Origin of the sequence: Thalassotalea sp. G20_0, assembly GCF_017744175.1 — a bacterium.
Lineage (GTDB): Bacteria > Pseudomonadota > Gammaproteobacteria > Pseudomonadales > Endozoicomonadaceae > Endozoicomonas.
Genome location: NZ_JAGHQV010000032.1, coordinates 37,213 through 56,612 on the forward strand (window position 1 = coordinate 37,213; position 19,400 = coordinate 56,612).

Sequence of the window (19,400 nt, forward strand, 5' to 3'; positions counted from 1 at the left end):
CATAACGAGGGCTTTTATGGATAAGCCTATTCTGGTTGTCGCTATCGGTGGTAATGCACTGCTGCAGCGTGGCGAGTTAATGAGCTGTGAAAATCAACGGAAAAGTGTTGCCGCCACTGCCCAGTCACTGGCCAAACTGAGCGAAAATTATCGTCTGGTTATTGTGCACGGTAATGGCCCGCAGGTTGGCCTGCTGGCTTTGCAAAACCTCTCTTATCGTGACTGCCCGCCATACCCGATGGATGTTCTGGGCGCTGAAACCCAGGGTATGATTGGCTATTTACTGGAGCAGGGCATCCGCAAAGAACTGCCCCAAGCGGAAGTGACCACCCTGGTGACCCAGGTTTTGGTGGATGCCAATGATCCGTCTATTGCCGATCCATCGAAGTTTATCGGTCCTGTATATGACAGGGAAACCGCTGAAAAGCTGGCGGCAGAGCATGGCTGGACCATCAAACCCGATGGTGCTTACTGGCGTCGTGTCGTTCCTTCACCGGCTCCGGTCAAAGTCATGGAAACGGATGCCATCAAGTGCCTTCTGGATCGCAACCATATTGTTATCTGTGGCGGCGGCGGTGGTGTACCAGTGGTAAAAAATGGCCCGGACATTGAAGGTTTTGAGGCCGTTATCGACAAGGATGCCACAGCGTCCATGCTGGCTCAGGAAATCGGGGCAGCCGAGCTACTTATTCTGACCGATGGCGCTCATGTGTGTGTCGACTGGGGCAAACCAAGTGAACGACCATTGACTGATGTTACTGTCGCCGAAATGAGAGGCTATGCCTTCGCTGCCGGATCCATGGGACCCAAAGTGGATGCCTGCTGTGCCTTTGCCGAGAAGACCGGAGGTATTGGTAATATCGGTGATTTATACCATGCACTGGATGTGATGAACCAGACGACAGGCACCCGTATTCACGGTTAATCTGAACAACACCTGATGGTTAACTGCTTAATCATCAGGTTCTTTTTTCGATGCACCTATTCGATTTCTTGCCAATGGCACCTAAACCTTTTCATTTAAGCTAACCCGCCCATTGCATTAGCATATTTCTTTAACGCAAATCAGCACTATGCAGTAAAAATCGCAGTGACAATCTGAGGCGGTAGATAATGGAACCAATAAAAATAACATCGTTACAAGATTTAGAGCAGCTGGAAAAAGATTTTCCCTATGAAAGCCTGAGTCAGTTTGAAAGCACTTACGAAGCTATTATGACCAGCGCCCATTTGCGCCCCGGCAAAACCGCCTTATCCTTTTTTTTAAAGGGCAGTGAATACGCTTCAGCCCATACCATCACCTATGGATCATTGATTGCTCATATCAATCAGACCGCCAACTTTTTCCACTCCATTGGCTTGGGCCCGGATGATGTTGTGGCATTTATCATGCCCAATCTGCCGGAAACCCATTACGTCATCTGGGGTGGTGAGGCTTGCTGTCAGGTATTGGCCATCAACCCATTATTAGAGTCAGAACAAATTAAAGATCTGATTAATTCTGTCAATACGAAAGCTGTGGTTACCATGAATCCAATGAAAAACATTGATTTATGGCCCAAGCTGGAACCCATTATTCCGCAGTTGACCAGTGTTGAACATGTGATCGGTGTAGATATCGCACACTATGTACAGGGATTGACCGGTCCAATCGCCAGAATGATTCAACGAAGGATGCGTAAATCCATTTCCATGCCTGCCGGTAAAACCTATTACAACTTTACGCAAAGCATCAAAAAACAAAATGCCGATCAATTAATGTTTGATCGACAGTTCACCAAAGACACCATTTCATCCCTGTTTTGTACCGGCGGAACCACCGGTTTGCCAAAAATTGCACGTCGCACACACGCTAATGAACTGTTTAATGCCCGCGCATTGCAAATGATGAGTCAAAGTACCATGACATCGGAGAAATCCATACTGGGGGGCTTGCCCCTGTTCCATGTCAATGGTGCCCTGGTCACCGGACTGGTGCCGCTGATGATCGGTGCATCCGTCGTTATCTGTACGCCACAGGGCTACCGTGGCGAAGATGTTTTCCCGAATTTCTGGGATATCATTGCGCACTTTAAAGTATCGGCATTCAGTGGTGTGCCCACGGTATACTCGACCCTGATGAACTACCCAACGAAGGGTAAAGACTTATCGTCATTAGACGCAGCCATCTGTGGCGCTGCACCGTTACCCATGGAAGTGGCCCGTTCCTTTCAGGAGGCTACCGGCGTTGAAATTCTGGAAGGTTATGGATTAACAGAGGCCACATGCGCATCCAGCTTGAATTTATTGCACGGCAAGAAAAAGATTGGCTCTATTGGTATACGCATCCCCTATCAACAAATGGTTTGTGCTGAACTGAAAGACAATAAAGTAGTACGTATTTGCGATACCGATGAAATTGGCGCACTGATCATGAGAGGGCCTAATTTATCGTTAGGTTATCAATTGGAACATCAGAATGAGGGCCTGTGGGTCACTGACGACAATGGTGATACATGGCTCAATTCCGGCGACCTCGCACGACAGGATTCCGATGGTTACTTCTGGCTGACCGGTCGTAAAAAAGAGCTGATTGTTCGGGGTGGCCATAATATTGAACCAAAACTGATTGAAGAAACCATGTGCAAGCACCCCGACGTCGCTTTGGCAGCAGCTGTTGGCCGACCGGATGCCCATGCAGGTGAAGTGCCGGTTTGCTATGTACAGATAGCAGATAACAGTCAGGTGTCAGATACAGAGCTATTGGCTTTCGCCAGTAAAGAGATTCAGGAAAAAGCAGCTATTCCAAAAGCCGTTCACAAGGTCACGGAGCTGCCATTAACCGCCATTGGCAAGGTATACAAGCCCAAACTTGAAATGCAGGAAATTGAAAAGTGTGTCACTGCCCTGGCCATGAAGGAGCTGCCGGAAGTACCTGTAAAAGTGGTGGTAAAACAGGACCCCAAATACGGCGTTCTGGCAGATATTAATCTGGGAGAGTGTGATACGACAGACAAGGCCCAATTTGAAAAGCTACTGGGTAGTTATACGTTTAAGTCTGTTCTGTCTTAGTTTTTATAATTATCAATTCACGAAAACCTGAAAACCACAGCAGGTCCGGTTCTGCTGTGGCAGGTCATCAGGTGACACTCAGGCACCGTTCAGTCTTCATCTTTTGCAGGGGCGGGAACCGCCTCTATGAGCTTTTTAACATCCGACCAGTCCAGTGGGGTTCGGGTGTAAGGGTGCAGACCATCGAGCATGTAACTATTGACGAGGCCGTAGTAACTGAAATGTTGATTACCCAGACCAACCATCTCATCGGTTTTTACATTAAGTAAAGAACAGTTATCAATACGATCTACAGTCATCGGTTCAAGTTCATCAAAGGGCCGCACTGCCTGCTGGCGCTGAAATTTCTGCCAGGGTTCCCACTGGGCGAGAAAGTCCTCAAGCGCTGCTTCCGTACAGGATTCTTCAATGTTGACGCGAGCCCTGGCAATGTCCTCATCTTCCACCAAAGCACACTTACGGAATAACATATTTTGGGTTGATCCGGGAATCTTGAAGAACTTGCTTAATTCAATCCGAAACGCGAGTTCAACCTCAATCTCATCCACAAAGGCAAGTTTTTGCATATGCAATCTGGCGATTGCCTTGATCATTTCCAGAATCATCATTTGCCGACCCAGCGCCTTCAACTCAATGGGGTCATGCTTTTCAACCGCCAGGGTTTGGGCAGATGTCAGTAATTGCATTGTTTCCAGGTCATCCAGGGCCAGGATCACCCGATCATTACAGGAAGTGCCAGCATAGGATAAACGATCCAGAGCATCATCCCGAAACTGGTCATTATCGGCCAGTAATGACATGACCGCCATTACCCGTTGGGCCAGGACAGGACGGGTAGCCAGGTTCTGGTAATCTGCAGTGCCTGTCAGTCGCTGCAGAAATTCAGTAAGGCGATCGTCAGGGTCAAGCGCCGGTGTTTCAGTATCGGTTGATGCCAACTCCCTCCAAAATTCCAGGCCTTCTTGCAGTGATTCAAACACATGCTCAGAGTTCCCTCTGCCCATGCCATAATGAATCCGCACTCCTCCGGGTTGTTGCATGCCGTACATACGTTGACGTAATTCATCAGACAACCCGGTATCAAAAATATAGACTTCGCGGAGGTTATCATCATCAGTTCGTCCCAACTCCATAAACCAGTTAGGCAGTGCTGTCAGGCTAGTGCAACCATTAAGATACAGGTGGCCCCCACAGAATGGATTCGCAGGCAAAACTCTGAGGTCGGGGCAATAGCTAAGAGAGACACTGCCCCTTACGAAGAGCGTACCAGGCAGTTCAACCAGACGGGTCTCATCGAGATGAAGCTCGTACGCAAAGAGATTCCCGGGCAGTTCCCTGAGTCCAGTACAACGCCGGAGTGACAAAGCTTGCCCCACATTAAGGTCATCGGGCAGCTTAATGAGGCCTTCGCAATCATTAAGGTTAAGGCTTGCCTTCACAGTAAGCTTCTTGGGTAGCTTCGACAGCTTGCCGCAATATGCTAAATTAAGTCCGCCATCAAAGGTGAGATCCCCAGACAGACTCTCCAGGTTGGGGCGATTTTCAAGTTTACAGTCGCCTTTGATGTGGATTTTCCCAGACAGAGTCACCAAGTCGGTGCTACCGAGCACAGAAAAATCGCCATGCACGGTGAGTTTTCCGGATATGTGCTTCAGGTTGACGCAATCGGTAAGAACAAAGCTCCCCGTCACGGTGAGCTGCATGGGCAGGGCGGCTGCCGGGCATTTGTCAAGTGCAAGGTTACCCACGACCAGGTAATGGACATCGTTGGAAAAATTCCCCAGCAGAATTAACTCCTTCATTTCATCCGGGGTAACCGTTATTACCTCAGTGGCAACACGATATTCCAATGATGCAGTTTCTGATGAGTAACAAGCTGTTCCAGACTGCGGGATATATGGTCGACGTTGACCATCTTCATTATTGTTATCAGCATATGACGGTGTAGTTGCTACAGGCGTAGTGCCTGAAGTCACTGAATTGGCATCCATAATTCCTCCTTGTATTGTTAACTTTATTTAATTGCTTGACAAACCATTTACAGTATTTTAAATGATTAAGTTACCTACCCCCGGATTTCATTCACGCCTAAATTAAATAAACTTGAAGTCATTCCAATCAAGTAAAAAATATGACTTAATCAAGGGTTAAAATACTTTAATCAGTTAATCACTTGCTCCCGGGTAAATTAATAACCAATTGGTCATTAACGATAACATCTTGCCGAAACCAGGAAAAAGATAAGTTCTTCGTCCTGCTATGCCTTTTCTTAGGGTAGACATTAAACGCCTACTCCCCCGCTTGGGTAAGTTAAAGATCGAACCACGAAGGTCACGAAGAGCACAAAGAAGAGATTTTCTTTTCCTTCTTGCTCTTTGTGTTCTTCGTGGTTCCATCCGAAAACCATTGAAAATGGAGGGGTAAGCTTAATGTCCACCCTAAGTATGCCTTTTGTTCGCAACCCCTCCTTAAAGTATTAATTATCCGTTAACAGCGGATTTTTATATGCTTGAAGCCATAAAAACACTCTGGTTTTCGACTGGCTCGATAACAAAATGGCAGGTAGCGAATATGACTTCTATGCAAATTCCAGGGCAAATTCATGAATATCAGCGCTTGAGTCATTTGTTAACCCGGCAAAAGGCTGCCTTTTTAAACCAGCCCATGCCCAGTGCCAGGACGCGAATAGAAAAGCTGAATGCGTTAAAAGCATTAATCATTAACCATTCCGATGAAATCGTGGCAGCCATTAACGAGGACTTTAGCAATCGTGCAGAGTCCGAAACCATGCTGGCAGAAATATTTCCATTGCTGGATGCCATTGAGTACAGCAAGTCCCGCATCAAAAAATGGATGAAAACCGAACGTCGAAAAACACCTCTTAATCTGGCACCTGCCAGCGTTCATGTGATGTACCAGCCTATGGGGGTTATAGGTATTGTTGTGCCCTGGAATTTCCCAGTGTTTTTAGGTTTATCGCCCCTGGTATCAGCATTGGCGGCAGGTAACCGCGCCATGATCAAAATGTCGGAATTTGCACCCGGAACAGCGGATTTAGTGCAGGCATTAATTGGCAGGTATTTCTCAGAAGACGATGTCACTGTAGTTACCGGTGAACTGGATGTAAGCACTGAGTTCACTAAATTACCCTTTGACCATCTGGTATTTACCGGTGCTACATCCGTGGGCAAGATCGTTATGAAAGCCGCCTCGGAACACTTGACACCGGTGACCCTGGAACTGGGTGGTAAGTCACCGGCCATTATTCATGAGTCATTCCCTATAGAAGAGGCAGCGGATCGATTAGCCTTTGGTAAAGGCATGAACGCTGGTCAGATTTGCGTGTCACCGGACTATATCTTCTGCCCGGAAAACAAACTGGATGCTTTCGTCAATGCCTTTATCAAATCCATGAGCCAGGCCTACCCGACCCTGCGTGATAATAAAGACTACACGGCCATTATCAACGATCGTCAGCTGCTCCGGTTAAAGAGCTACCTGGACGATGCGAAAGAAAAAGGCGCGACCCTTGTTGAAATCAATCCTGCCCATGAAAGTTTCGAAGGCACTCGTAAGATGCCTATGACCCTGGTACTGAATACCAATGACACCATGCTTATTGAACAGGAAGAAATTTTTGGTCCGCTGATTCCGGTGAAAACTTACCACCGAATTGAAGAAGCACTTAAGTATGTTCATGACCGTGATCGGCCGCTTGCTCTCTACTATTTCGATTACGATAACAAGCGTGCCGAAACCATATTAAGCCAAACCCACTCTGGCGGTGTGTGCGTCAACGATACACTGAGCCATGTAGCGGTAGACGATGCACCATTCGGTGGGATCGGCCCCTCCGGCATGGGGCATTACCACGGCAGAGAAGGCTTCGTGAACTTCAGTAAAGCGAAAACCATCGTGCGCAAAGGCCGGATTAATGTTACCAAAATGGTGGCTCCACCCTGGAACAACGCCATGTACAACATGCTGGTCAAATCGCTTTGGTTTAAGTTTAAGGTGCTAAAGCGGTAATCGATAATTAAAAAATTGAGAAGTATGATGTCGACAATAACAATAAACGACATGCACTATGACTACGTCATCGTCGGTAGCGGCTTTGGCGGTTCAGTCAGTGCGTTACGCCTTAGTCAAAAGGGCTACAGGGTCCTGGTTATAGAAAAAGGAAAATGGTTTAAGGACCATGACTACGCGAAAGGTTCCTGGAATCTTTCCAAATGGCTTTGGGTTCCTACCATTGGCTTCCGTGGCATCATGAAGTTAACCATTCTTAAGCATGTGACGGTCTATTCTGGTGTTGGTGTAGGCGGTGGTTCATTAGTTTATGGCGCTACTCTTCCTACCCCAAAGGATAAATTCTTTAGCACTGGCACCTGGGCGAAGTTAGAAGACTGGCAACAGGTACTTAAACCCCATTACGATGAAGCCCTGCGTATGCTTGGGGCCACTCCCAACCCTAATCTGACCGATGCTGATCAGGTCATTCAGGATCTTGCCAAAGATATTGGCAAAGAAAAAGATTTCCACAATGCCAGGGTCGGTGTCTTTTTTTCAGACCGGCAGGATAAAAGTGACTTTGTCCCAGACCCTTACTTCGACGGTGAAGGGCCTGATCGCAAGCCCTGTATTGAGTGCGCATCCTGCATGACCGGTTGCAGACACAATGCCAAAAACACATTAGACAAAAACTATTTGTACCTGGCGCAAAAATCAGGGGCGGATATCATCTCCGAACAGGAAGTGGTGGACGTACGCCCTTTGGATAAAACCAATGGCAAGGCAGGCTACGAGATTACCTTTACATCTTCACGCATGTTATCCAGCAGAAAAAAGCAACGTGTCACGGCCAATGGTGTGGTTTTCTCCGGTGGCGTGCTGGGTACGGTAAAGCTGTTACTGAATCTTAAGCATAAAAAGTCCCTGACAAACTTATCCGAGGTGTTGGGTGACCATATTCGCACCAACAATGAGACCGTTACGGCGGTGACTTCATTTAAAAAAGACGTCGATTTCGCCCGGGGTGTCACCATTGGCTCTATCCTGCATACGGATGACAACAGCCATTTGGAGCCCATCAGTCAAAACAGGCGTGCAGGCTTTATGAAGCTGCTGAATGTTCCAAGAGTAACGGGCAAGAATTTCCTGAACAGATGCCTTTCACTGGCAAAAACCATGGCCGTTCAGCCCATCAAAAACCTGCGAGTACTGCTGACCCCTGATTGGGGAAAAAAGACCATCTATTTGCTGTTTATGCAACAGTTGAATAGCACGTTATCCTTTCAACGGGGAGTCGGCGGCATCATCAGCAGTACCACAGGAATAGGGGAAGCACCCTCTTGTACCATCGAAGAGTCCCAGGCACTCACCAGCAAAGTAGAAAAAATTACAGAAGGTAAAGCCTCATCTTCATCCCCAGAAGCGCTGTTAGGAACACCAACCACGGCACATATTCTGGGGGGTTGTGTGATGGGCGAGAATCGATATACCGGTGTTATCAATAATAAAGGCCAGGTCTTCGGCTATGAGAATATGTATGTCTGTGATGGTTCCGCCATTTCCGCCAACCCGGGCGTTAATCCGTCACTGAGCATTACTGCTGTATCGGAATGGACCATGAGCCATATTCCCCATAAGAGTGCTTAGTGTGTATTCGATATGGCATATATATTGAATAGCAAGGTTGGAAAGCTGCCCTAGGAGGCTGTCCGAGAATAGCGCCCGTAGCGAGGATGGCAGAAAATTGAGGATAAAAAGTCGGAAATTTTTAGTGAATAGTGGTTCTATTTGCTAAAAATTTCCGACTTTTTAGACCAATTTGCTGCCACCGCAGTAGGGCAGACTATTCTCGGACAGCCTCCTAGTGCAGCTAAGTGCTGATACCCATACAACCGTCACCCCCGCGAAGGCGAGGATCTACTGCCGACGATGGATTGCCGCCTTTGCGGGAATGACGGCGGTGGTGTTGGTATGAATATTAACGCTTTTCTGCGCTATGAGGCTTCTTGTCGCTCCTCTGCATCAAGGCTGGCACAAACATACTCATAGATAAAACCCCCGGGGCTCAGTAAATGATTACAAGCAATCGCCACAGCAGTTATTCCCGTCGTTGACAATATCAGCGCAGGGGTAAGGGCGTTATTCTTTTCTAAATGTTTGGTTAAATCTGTATAAAGCGTCAGGGAAGATAAAGCACGGCCCATGAAACACCCGGTATAAAATGAAACAACCCGGCCAAAAGCCCTTGCTTTCGCCCTTATATGGGGTGAAACGTTTGCTGATGGAGGATTGACCACTGCTCTATGGGCTCCCTGGTAAACCTCTCCTACACCCCAAGCTTGCGTAGTAATAGCCATCTGATAAGCACAATTCGACAATGTATAGAACCGATCAACATTTCCTGAAAAGTTTGACATCAGCTGTTGATCAAAGTTCAGTCATATAAGTAGCTAACCACTGTATATTTCACAGGAACACATATAATATGCCTGAAACATCAGCAATACTCATGTTCAGGGCGCTAATGACGTGATCGACATATCTGATATTCACATGATCAAAGTGGTTACTGAAGTAGGCAGTATCAATAAAGCCGCCGAGATATTAAGTGTTTCACAGCCAACCCTGAGCAAAAAAATCAGCCGCCTTGAAAAGAAAGTAGGTGTCGAACTTTTTAAGCGGGATAGCGTGGGCATGGTACCCACAGAAGCCGCCAAATTCCTGATTAAAGAAGGCAATGGTCTCAGAGATCAGTTGAAAGTGATTGAACGTCAGCTGGAACTTATGTCAGATATGGTGGGCGGTACGGTAAGAGTGGGGGTTGGCCCCATTATCGAACAGCAGCTGTTAGCCAGAGTATTGCTTGATTTTGCTGAGAGAAATTATCAATTTAAAATTTCTGTCGTCACCATGTCGGCTGATGCATTGCTGGATCAGCTGAAAAAAAGCAAGATTGATCTGGCGGTTGGCCCCTTTGTTAATGCTGATGTTCCGGATGATATTGTCGCCCCACTGAAAACCTCAGAAAAACTGGTGGTGGCAGTGCGACAGGGTCATGACGCAATTGGCAGACAGGTCGTGAATTTACAAGAAATATCCAACTACAAAATCATTACGCCTAACATACCCGCCAGCCTGGGCGGACAGGTTATGGTGTATCTGGAAAATGCCGAATTAGAGCCGGACATCATTTGCGAAAGTTACACCATGGCAAAATACATCGTCATGAATTCCGATTATGTGACGGCTGGACCAGAATCTTTATTTCTTAATGAATTTGCATCCGGCGAGCTGGTGAAACTGGAATTTCCCTATGATGTGTATTGGCAGAGTCAATGCCTGGTAAAACCGGAAACCTTATTAATGCCTATTGTAAAAGAGGTTGTGGATCTGTTTGCCCAGTATATGGATGCGCAGTAATCACTGAAAAGAGAAGCCCCGGAATGAATACGCTTAAAGTGCAATGACACTGACTTAAGCTTAAAAGCCCCGCAAACATGGGGATTGATACAGGTTGAGAGATTTGAATTGGAACCACAAAGCACACAAAGAGCACTAAGAAGAGCTTTTCTTTTCCTTTGTGCTCTTTGTGTGCTTTGTGGTTCAAATCGCAGGGTGCCTTAAAGCCTACGTGTGGCAAGACTTTCACTCTTAAGTCAGTACCATTGGCTTAAAGAGGGCTTCCCGGCCACAGACTAAAGACAGTCACGCTCGAACACGTTTTACCTGTTGGCCCCGTTTCCAAAAGTTGTATAGCACTTTAAACGCGGAGAAAGCACCACGAACTCTGGTTTTTGGGGGTAAGCCTTCACTCATCCGGCGAATTTGATCGGTGTACCAGCTGATTTCCATGATAGCCATATCATCGATCTTTTTAATACCCGTGGAAATGGGTTTTACGCTGGAGCGGTAGTTAGTGCCAGACAGCAGATTGTTGGCAAGATTGGGATCAACCACAAACGGTCGCGCCAGGCCAATCACATCCACTGCGCCGGATTGAATCGCTTCTTCCATCGCCTGCTGGCTTCTGAATCCACCGGTAACCATGATCGGTGCCGATACATTCTTCTTAAGCTGTTCAGAAAATTCGAGGAAATACGCTTCACGCTTTTTCGTGCTTTCTTTTTGCTCGCCCCGTCGGTTTACCGGGTTTTCCCAGCTACCACCAGAAACCTCAATCAGGTCGATGCCCATTTTATCCAGATGCTTACACACCTCGATGGACTCTTCTTGAGTGAAACCACCTTTCTGGAAATCTGAAGAGTTTAATTTAATGCCGATACCAAAATGCTCACCCACCTCCTCTCGAATGGATGCGTAAATTTCTTTGACAAATCTCATACGATTTTCAAGGGAACCGCCCCATTTATCGTTACGCTTGTTGTGGTTTGGCGAGAGGAATTGGCTGATTAAATAACCGTGGGCACCATGTAGCTGAACACCATCGAATCCCGCTTCCTTTAGAATCAAAGACGTCCTGGTGAATCGGCGAATAATGTCTTTGATCTCTGTCTCGGTCAGTTCCCGGGGCGGAATAAACATATCGCTCGCCAGGGGAATTGCAGAGGGTGCCAGGGGGGCATCATTGAGAAATTTAGGTGATTGCTTGCCCGGATGGTTAAGCTGAGCCCAGATTTGACCACCTTTGGACTTGGCACCTTCAACCCATAACTCTAACAGTTGAAAATCCTCATAATCTTCCACGGCCACGGCAAGGGGTTCATTGGCATGGCGTTTATCGACCATTACATTACCGGTGATAAGTAGCCCGGAGCCACCTTCCGCCCACGTTCTGTATAAGACCTCAAATTGTCGTACAACACCGCCTTTGCCGGTGGCGATGGCTTCATTCATGGCTGATTTGCAAATACGGTTTTTGAGTACTGAACCAGAACGTAACTTTAGTTCTTCTGATAAAGGCGATGTGGTTGTCATATACGTTCTTCTGACCTCATGGATTAATAACCATGGTTATTATTTCGTAAGACTTCATCCCGTGGTAATGAACTTATTTTTCCTGTGCACCAAACAAAAGGCATTGGATAAAAAGTTAACAATAGCCCGTGTTACCGGCTGTGTTGTGTCCGTTTATTTCTACCAAGTGCGGTTTAATGGACTTGATTACAGGCCTTCCACATTGACTTCATAATCCTTTATGGCATTTCTGATGAAGTCGGGTATTCTGGCGGATATGCCTTTTTTATAGTTACACCAAATACTCGGCACACTCGCGGTAAAGACCGGTTGTTCTTCGCCTTCTCTATAAATAGCAGCCTCAATAATAGCGCTACTGTTTCCGACTTTACTGAATCGTGTACCTATTTCCAGCTGTGTGGGGTAGTGGAGCTGCTCATTAAATTCGCAGTTTAATCCTCTCATCACCCATCCCTGTTCTGAATCAGGCCTCAGCTCAATCTTAAGTATGTTAAAAAAATAGTCCAGACGTGCAGATTCAATGAGTCGCATATAAGCGGCATTATTCAAATGCCCCAGTTGATCACAATCTCCCCAGCGGACAGTATCTTGATAGAAGTGACTAAATAACTTTCGTTCCATGGGACATACTCTCTGGATTGATTTACCTCAACAGGCTGAATATTCAGAGCAATTTGGCTTAATTTAACGGCCCATGAAATATACCTAATGACCTGGATTCCGGGTAATGAACTTATTTTATCTGTGCTCCAAAAAAAAAGCATACACAGGGCTGCTGGATTATGCACCAGATTGTCAGGGGGTCAAAAAACAATTCACTGTTTATCAACGTGTTTACTTCCTAAGATAATTGAAAATAAGAAAAGCATGACAGGTGAACAAATGAAGTCCATCCGCGTGATGTGTACTATCCAGGAAGGTTCTCTTGGGTATACCAGAATCAAACAACTGGAATCCTCCATAAAAGATATATACCGGAAGCACTTTGGGTCTGACTATAAACTGGTATTTATGTGGTTAACCTTGCCCTATGGACAGGCCTATCTGGCCGGCAAGTTATCTTCCGCATCCAGTGTACAACTGCCTGTGCAAGATGACCTGCCAGCGTCCAGGCGGCACCCTTTTATGTCGGAAGTGTGCGCCAAATGGCAAGAGATTACCGGCTGCACGCAGGATCAGATTATTCTGGCATCCAGTGATTTTTCAGAGTCGGAAAAATTTCAGCAGGGTTTGGTCAAACGATTCAAACCGTCCAAGCGTAAATCTACCATGCTGAAAATGCTGATGCGCTTTATGATGGGGCGTTTGAAGAAAGGCTATTACAACACCAGTGTTACGTTATAAAAATAAATCAAGGATAGCACTATGCCACTCTACACTGTTACCACACCAAAAAGCTTACCGAACTCCAGACGTGTTGAATTAGCTAACTTGATCATGAATGTTCATTGCGGCCTCACAGGCGCTCCGGAAACATTTGTGAACGTGATGTTTTGGGAAAATGCTACTTTAAACGACGGTGTCGCCATGCATGTTTATGGTGGTATACGAAAAGGTCGAACCGCTGAGATGCGAGAAACATTACAAAAGGAAATGGCCAGACGCATCTGTCAATTGATGATCCTCACAGATAAAGAGCTGGAAACCGACATGTTTGAGATGCCTGCTCAATGGATCATGGAAGGTGGAGAGATCTTACCCGAACCCGGGGAAGAGCACTTATGTGAGTGGCTGCAAAACGGGCACGGGACTGAACATAATGATCCGGTAAAGAAAGCTGGATAGAGAATGTTATTGAATTTTTAAATTGAAAGTGTCCAGGAGGAATAGACTGCCCTACTGCGGTGGCAGCAAATTGGCAGTATCAACGCATTTAATACTGGCCTGGCAAAGAACCAGAAAAATTATTCTGGTATGCCAGACCAATTCCACTATAACCAAAAACCCATTTGATCATACTTATCGAACAATTTCTGAAAACTGAATATCTCCTCCCTCTCGCAAGTGCACAAAACACAGACCAATAATTTTCCTGTATCAATCCGATGGAAAAACCTGTTTCTTTCCGGAATCATGAGAGTTTAACAGGGGGTGACGGTGGGGAGTCGGTTCCTATACCCAATAAGTGCATGCGAACCGACCTTGTAACGAGACCATTTTTACGGTTGTTTGGACATCCCCGGGACCGTTGGAACGATCCCTTTGAATAAAAATGTCGGTAATTTTATGCAGTTACTTATCCATTGATTCTTTATAACCAAAGTCACTGATTGTATCCCAGCGACGTTTCAGGTGATGGGCCGACATCTTGGGTTGACGGGTACGGGTAAACGCCCCCTTCTTATTACCATCAACCCGGAGGAAACCTTCCCAGGTCTGGAAGTCCGCGAAGTTCCACATCTGCTCACCAACCACCGCAGAACACCCGTCAAAGGCTTCATGCTGCTGATCAAGGTACTCACACTGGTACTCTTCAGAGAATTGCACACTGGGCAGTTTGTGGATACCGGCAACAGTATCCGCGCCGTACTCGGTGATGACGATTGGCTTGCCTTCATTGGCCCAGCCTGACAACTCCTGACTAAACACCTTGGCGGCATTGCGCTGCTCCAGGCCGTTCATCATGTACCAACCGTAATAACGGTTCAGACAGATCACATCGGCAAACTTGCTTGCACGGCATATGCCGTATGGTGCCATCATAAAGTTAATCAGGGTCAGCGGACGGTTCTGAGGGTCAAGCTCACGAGAATATTCAAAAATCTCTTTAAAGTAAGGCTCAGAGGCTTCCTGGGAAGTATCCGGCTCGTTAGACAGGGCCCACATGACCACGCACGCATAGTTTTTATCACGCTGGAACAGTTCACGGATGGCTTGTTTATGGGCAACCATGCCTTCTTTTTGTACTACAGGGCGGTCAAAGAACTTGGACTGGGAAGCACCACCGGCACCGGCAGACACAAAGTTCATCAAGGCATCAAACTGACCAACCGCCGCAGTCTCATTGATGACCACCAGACCTTTGCGCTCGGCCAGCTGCATAAACTCTTCAGAATACGGATAGTGAGAGGTACGGATGGAGTTGGCACCGATCCAGTCCAGCAGCTCCATATCACGCAGGTTCAGCGCAGCATCGTAACCACGGCCACGGATATCGGAATCTTCGTGTTTACCAAAGCCTTTGAAATAGAAGGGCTCGTTATTGATCAGGAACTGAGTACCCTGAACTTTAACAGTACGCACACCGACGGTCTGTGGATACTGGTCAACCAATTGGCCATTGTCGTTAATGCTGACTTGCAGCGTATACAGGTAGGCATTACCCGGCTGCCAGAGTTTAACGTTGTCGATCTCCAGTGAGCCCTCAGCGCCTTCACCATTGGCAACAACCTTGCCGTCCTCGTCCAGAAGTTCAACCGAAACGTCGCCACTGCCCATCGCGCTGACCTGGTAATCCACTTTACCCAGGCTCTGGTCGAAGTCAGTGGTGACCGTGATATCCTCAACACGACTCCTGGGCAGCGCCATCAGCTTAACGGCACGGTGAATACCGGCATAGTTAAAGAAATCAAAGAACGGCTTGACTTCTTTGGTACCGTCCATGTGGGTAGCAACCCTGCCAGCAGGAATGGTGGCATAGCTCAGTTCATTATTGACCACGACCACCATTTTATTCTTTTCACCAAAACGAACAACGTCGTTCAGTTGACCGGCGAAAGGCATATAGCCGCCATCGTGGCTCGCGACTTCCACACCATTCACATAAACAATGGCACGGTGGGTAGCACTGCCAAAGCGGACGAATACATCACGATCCTGCCATTCTTCGGCAATGTAAAACTCAGTTTCGTACCAAACATCACCACAGTGATCACGCAGTGCCTTGTCGGTAGTGATGTCATTGTAGCTGGATGGAACGGCCATCAACGTGGTGTCAGTCAGGCCATCTTTCCAGCCATTGGTGCGACCTTCCGTTTTCGTGTCGGCGCGGAATTTCCAAATGCCACTGATGTCGATGATGCGACGGGTTCTGGTTTCGTGCGGGTATAAGAAAGCAGTCATTTTATGCTCCGTTTAACAGCCAGTAATATTGGTTAAAACCTTTGGTACCCCGGGCTCTGATCTGTCTGAGAGTATGAGAGTCGTGAATAGCAGTTCTTTTGGTGAAGAGTTTTAGACCAATATGTCAAACCAAAAATCAGTACCGAACCTATTTCTTGGGATATGCTGAGTCATTTTTCTTGTTCTTGTAAGTCCAATTGCCGGTTATGCTAGAATAGAACGGCAAAAATGGTCAATACCCATGCCATAATTATCAAAACTTAACCCCAACGCACTCTTTTTTTTTGGCATTAATCAGCAAACATGCCTCAGGTCAAATCCTTTCCGGTTTACCGCAAAATTGGTTGATCCAATTTTATCAAGTCTGATATAAAAGTCCTGACATGAACTACATTAGCAACCTGAAGGTAAGCCGGTAATACAATGTTTAACCAATCATATTGGCCTCATCCGGATCGTCTTTTTTCCTCAGATAACAGCACCCGCAGTGTTGCACGTGCCCTGTATCAGGAAATAAGACACTTGCCCATTATTAGCCCCCATGGTCATACCGATCCGGCATGGTTTGCAGACAATCAGCCGTTCGGCAACCCTGCTGCACTATTGCTTCAGCCGGATCATTATGCGTTTCGGATGTTGCATAGCCAGGGTATTTCCCTGGAAAGCATTGGTATCAACAGTCAAGACCCATCAATAAAGGTTGAGCAGGACCCTCGCAAAGCGTGGCAGATTTTTGCCGACAACTACTTTCTGTTCCGTGGCACCCCAACCCGTATGTGGATGGACCACGCCATGACCGAAGTGCTTGGTGTTGATCAGCCGTTAAACAGCAAAACAGCACAAGGGATTTACGATCATATTGATGCTCAGCTGAAGACCGAAGCATTCCTGCCTCGCAGCCTTTATGAGCGCTTCAATATTGAAGTGCTGGCGACCACGGAAACCGCTGTTGATACGCTGAAGAGCCATCTGAAAATTAATGCCAGTGACTGGCAGGGACGTGTAATCACTACCTTCCGCCCGGATTCAGTAACGGATCCGTACCATCCTGATTTCTCAGCCCATATGGCATTGCTGGCGGAGCAGACCGGTGAAGATGTCCATCAGTGGTCTGACTATCTGACGGCATTACGCAAACGTCGGGCGTTTTTCCAAAGCACAGGTGCTACCGCCACTGACCACAGCTATCCAACGCCTTACACCACGGTTCTATCAAAAGACACTTGTCAGTTACTACTGACGAAAGCACTGGCCGGAGAGATTTCTGCGGAAGAAGCGCAGCAGTTCTGTGGCCATATGCTGGTTGAAATGGCCCGCATGTCTCAGGAAGACGGCCTGGTGATGCAGATTCACTGCGGCGTTTACCGCAATCACAACCAAAGCCTGCTGGCACGTTTTGGTGCGGATAAAGGGGCGGATATTCCCTTGAAGGCGGAGTTTGTTCACAACCTGCGCCCGCTGTTGAATGAAGTGGGTAATGATCCGAACCTGACCATCATTCTGTTTACTCTGGACGAAGATGTTTACGCCCGTGAGCTGGCACCATTGGCGGGTCATTATCCGGCTCTGAAGCTGGGTCCTGCCTGGTGGTTCCACGACAGTCCGGAAGGCATGATGCGCTACCGTCGCATGGTGACAGAAACCGCCGGTTTCTATAACACCGTGGGTTTCAACGACGATACCCGTGCATTCCTGAGTATCCCTGCCCGTCATGATGTTGCCCGTCGGGTGGACTGTAACTTTCTGGCATCGCTGGTATGTGAGCATCGCATTACCGAAGAAGAAGCGTTTGAACTGGCTCACGAGCTAACCAGCGGATTGGCCAGGAAAGCTTACCGATTGTGAGGGGACGGAGATGATTAATAAACAATATAGCAGCGACAAAATTGTAGCCAACAGCTACGACGCCTCGGAGCTGAGCGCCGGTATTGTGCATATTGGCCTTGGTGCGTTTCATCGTGCTCATCAGGCGCTTTATACCCATGAAGCGATTTCTGCCACCGGCGAATTTCACTGGGGCATCTGTGCTGCCAATATTTTTGGTGGTCAGGAGCTGGTCGCGGACCTGCAAAGTCAGGACAACGCCTACACCGTCACAGAAATGAACCCGGATGGCTCCCGTACGGTGAAGCTGGCAACGGCTATCCGGCAATCCCTTGCGGTAGAGGACGATCGACGTCCGCTGCTGGAGGTTATGGCTGCTGAGACTACCCGTATTGTCTCTCTGACCATTACCGAGAAAGGTTATTGTCTGAACCCCGCTACCGGCAGATTGATGCTGGATAACGCCCTTATTGCCCACGATCTGGCCAACCCACAAAACCCGAAATCAGCCCTTGGCCTGATCGTCACGGCACTGGATCAGCGTCGTGCCAAAGGCATCGCACCCTTTACCGTTCTGAGCTGTGACAACGTACCAGACAATGGTAAGCGTGCCCGTGCAGCGGTGATCCAGATGGCAGAAGCCATGGACAAGGAGCTGGCAGGCTGGATTCGTGAAGAGGTGGCGTTCCCATGCACCATGGTCGATCGTATCGTGCCAGCGATGACAGAAGAGAGCTTTGCCGATGTTCAGGCTTATCTGGGCACTGACGACAAAGGGGCCATTGTTACCGAAGCCTATCGCCAGTGGGTGATTGAAGACCATTTCACCATGGGGCGTCCACCCTGGGACAACGTAGACGGTGCCATGTTTGTCGCCGATGTGCAGCCTTATGAAGAGATGAAGCTGCGTATGCTCAATGGTAGCCACTCCATTCTGGCGTATCTGGGTTACCTGGCCGGTTATAAAACCATCGACGTCTGTATGCAGGACCCGCAGTTTGTCAAAGTGACCCGTCACTACATGAATAATGAAGCGGCCGCCACGCTGGAGATGCCGGAGCCTACCGACTTCGCCAGCTATGCTGAAAAACTGATTGAGCGCTTTACCAACCCGGGCCTGAAACACCAGACATGGCAAATCGCCATGGACGGTTCCCAGAAAGTGCCTCAGCGCTGGCTGAATTCTGCCAGAACCCTGCTGGCGGAAGATAAGGCATTTGCTGCCATCGCACTGGGCATTGCTGGCTGGATGCATTACGTATCGGGAACCGATGAGCAGGGCAATGAAATCGATGTGCGTGACCCAATGGCAGAACAGTTAAAGGCCACAGCGAGCCAACATCAGGAACATCCTGAACAGCAGGTAAAGGCATTTCTGGGGCTGGATGCAGTGTTTGATCCGGCCCTGGCGAAGAATGAACGATTCGTTTCTGAAGTGACTAAAGCCTTCCACTCAATCCGCGAGCATGGTGCCAAACAGGCAATGGCACTGCTGGCACAAACCATTTAACCAATGA

Annotated in this window: 14 protein-coding genes; 9 read left to right on the top strand and 5 right to left on the bottom strand. The window is 47.7% G+C overall.

Annotated elements, in window-relative coordinates; all coding sequences use genetic code 11:
- The first annotated feature begins 16 nt into the window (after positions 1–16).
- Together arcC and J7438_RS17580 are read left to right on the top strand one after the other, a co-directional pair.
- Positions 17–925 (top strand): carbamate kinase, encoded by a 909-nt coding sequence (gene arcC, locus J7438_RS17575; RefSeq protein WP_209277579.1) that lies wholly within the window; start codon positions 17–19, stop codon positions 923–925.
- 188 nt (positions 926–1,113) lie between these two features.
- Positions 1,114–3,051, top strand: a complete 1,938-nt coding sequence (locus J7438_RS17580; protein WP_209277580.1) for an acyl-CoA synthetase — start codon at positions 1,114–1,116, stop codon at positions 3,049–3,051.
- Positions 3,052–3,140: 89 nt separating this feature from the next.
- Here the strand turns inward: J7438_RS17580 and J7438_RS17585 are convergent, their stop codons facing one another.
- Positions 3,141–5,042, bottom strand: a complete 1,902-nt coding sequence (locus J7438_RS17585) for an NEL-type E3 ubiquitin ligase domain-containing protein (RefSeq protein WP_209277581.1) — start codon at positions 5,040–5,042, stop codon at positions 3,141–3,143.
- A 580-nt stretch (positions 5,043–5,622) separates the two neighbouring features.
- Between J7438_RS17585 and J7438_RS17590 the strand changes: the two genes are divergently transcribed.
- On the top strand, positions 5,623–7,080 hold the full coding sequence (locus J7438_RS17590) for a coniferyl aldehyde dehydrogenase (RefSeq protein ID WP_286196676.1): 1,458 nt from the start codon (positions 5,623–5,625) through the stop codon (positions 7,078–7,080).
- Positions 7,081–7,131: 51 nt separating this feature from the next.
- Complete coding sequence (locus J7438_RS17595; RefSeq protein WP_209277582.1) at positions 7,132–8,709, top strand: GMC oxidoreductase; 1,578 nt, start codon at positions 7,132–7,134, stop codon at positions 8,707–8,709.
- 347 nt (positions 8,710–9,056) lie between these two features.
- Here J7438_RS17595 and J7438_RS17600 read toward each other — a convergent pair whose 3' ends face one another.
- Positions 9,057–9,479 carry a hypothetical protein gene (locus tag J7438_RS17600; protein WP_209277583.1) on the bottom strand — a complete coding sequence of 141 codons (423 nt, stop codon included), beginning with the start codon at positions 9,477–9,479 and terminating at the stop codon, positions 9,057–9,059.
- A gap of 112 nt (positions 9,480–9,591) precedes the next feature.
- Here J7438_RS17600 and J7438_RS17605 point away from each other — a divergent pair, with 112 nt between their 5' ends.
- On the top strand, positions 9,592–10,482 hold the full coding sequence (locus J7438_RS17605; RefSeq protein WP_209277584.1) for a LysR family transcriptional regulator: 891 nt from the start codon (positions 9,592–9,594) through the stop codon (positions 10,480–10,482).
- Between the two features lie 285 nt (positions 10,483–10,767).
- Here J7438_RS17605 and J7438_RS17610 read toward each other — a convergent pair whose 3' ends face one another.
- Together J7438_RS17610 and J7438_RS17615 are read right to left on the bottom strand one after the other, a co-directional pair.
- Positions 10,768–11,997: an NADH:flavin oxidoreductase/NADH oxidase family protein gene (locus tag J7438_RS17610; RefSeq protein ID WP_209202969.1), complete on the bottom strand. Its 1,230-nt coding sequence runs from the start codon at positions 11,995–11,997 to the stop codon at positions 10,768–10,770.
- Positions 11,998–12,183: 186 nt separating this feature from the next.
- Entirely contained in the window at positions 12,184–12,618 is a 435-nt protein-coding gene (locus J7438_RS17615; protein WP_209277585.1) for an acyl-CoA thioesterase, read from the bottom strand.
- A 261-nt stretch (positions 12,619–12,879) separates the two neighbouring features.
- On the opposite strand from J7438_RS17615, the gene J7438_RS17620 reads away from it, so the two are divergent.
- Positions 12,880–13,341 carry a hypothetical protein gene (locus J7438_RS17620; protein WP_209202971.1) on the top strand — a complete coding sequence of 154 codons (462 nt, stop codon included), beginning with the start codon at positions 12,880–12,882 and terminating at the stop codon, positions 13,339–13,341.
- A gap of 21 nt (positions 13,342–13,362) precedes the next feature.
- Positions 13,363–13,782 (top strand): hypothetical protein, encoded by a 420-nt coding sequence (locus tag J7438_RS17625; RefSeq protein WP_209277586.1) that lies wholly within the window; start codon positions 13,363–13,365, stop codon positions 13,780–13,782.
- Positions 13,783–14,229: 447 nt separating this feature from the next.
- Here the strand turns inward: J7438_RS17625 and uidA are convergent, their stop codons facing one another.
- The gene (gene uidA / locus J7438_RS17630) at positions 14,230–16,059 is read right to left on the bottom strand and encodes a beta-glucuronidase (protein WP_209277587.1); all 1,830 of its coding nucleotides are present in this window, start codon (positions 16,057–16,059) and stop codon (positions 14,230–14,232) included.
- A 423-nt stretch (positions 16,060–16,482) separates the two neighbouring features.
- On the opposite strand from uidA, the gene uxaC reads away from it, so the two are divergent.
- Complete coding sequence (gene uxaC / locus J7438_RS17635; RefSeq protein ID WP_209277588.1) at positions 16,483–17,904, top strand: glucuronate isomerase; 1,422 nt, start codon at positions 16,483–16,485, stop codon at positions 17,902–17,904.
- Positions 17,905–17,914: 10 nt separating this feature from the next.
- Positions 17,915–19,393, top strand: coding sequence for a mannitol dehydrogenase family protein (locus J7438_RS17640; RefSeq protein ID WP_209277589.1), 1,479 nt, complete (start codon positions 17,915–17,917; stop codon positions 19,391–19,393).
- Positions 19,394–19,400 lie beyond the last annotated feature (7 nt).

Excerpts from the sequence above, each read along its gene's own strand:
- J7438_RS17600 (WP_209277583.1), bottom strand. The coding sequence starts at position 9,479 with ATGTCAAACTTTTCAGGAAATGTTGATCGGTTCTATACATTGTCGAAT.
- J7438_RS17640 (WP_209277589.1), top strand. The coding sequence starts at position 17,915 with ATGATTAATAAACAATATAGCAGCGACAAAATTGTAGCCAACAGCTAC.
- J7438_RS17590 (WP_286196676.1), top strand. The coding sequence starts at position 5,623 with ATGACTTCTATGCAAATTCCAGGGCAAATTCATGAATATCAGCGCTTG.
- uidA (WP_209277587.1), bottom strand. The coding sequence starts at position 16,059 with ATGACTGCTTTCTTATACCCGCACGAAACCAGAACCCGTCGCATCATC.
- arcC (WP_209277579.1), top strand. The coding sequence starts at position 17 with ATGGATAAGCCTATTCTGGTTGTCGCTATCGGTGGTAATGCACTGCTG.
- J7438_RS17610 (WP_209202969.1), bottom strand. The coding sequence starts at position 11,997 with ATGACAACCACATCGCCTTTATCAGAAGAACTAAAGTTACGTTCTGGT.
- J7438_RS17595 (WP_209277582.1), top strand. The coding sequence starts at position 7,132 with ATGCACTATGACTACGTCATCGTCGGTAGCGGCTTTGGCGGTTCAGTC.
- J7438_RS17620 (WP_209202971.1), top strand. The coding sequence starts at position 12,880 with ATGAAGTCCATCCGCGTGATGTGTACTATCCAGGAAGGTTCTCTTGGG.
- J7438_RS17585 (WP_209277581.1), bottom strand. The coding sequence starts at position 5,042 with ATGGATGCCAATTCAGTGACTTCAGGCACTACGCCTGTAGCAACTACA.
- J7438_RS17615 (WP_209277585.1), bottom strand. The coding sequence starts at position 12,618 with ATGGAACGAAAGTTATTTAGTCACTTCTATCAAGATACTGTCCGCTGG.
- uxaC (WP_209277588.1), top strand. The coding sequence starts at position 16,483 with ATGTTTAACCAATCATATTGGCCTCATCCGGATCGTCTTTTTTCCTCA.
- J7438_RS17580 (WP_209277580.1), top strand. The coding sequence starts at position 1,114 with ATGGAACCAATAAAAATAACATCGTTACAAGATTTAGAGCAGCTGGAA.
- J7438_RS17625 (WP_209277586.1), top strand. The coding sequence starts at position 13,363 with ATGCCACTCTACACTGTTACCACACCAAAAAGCTTACCGAACTCCAGA.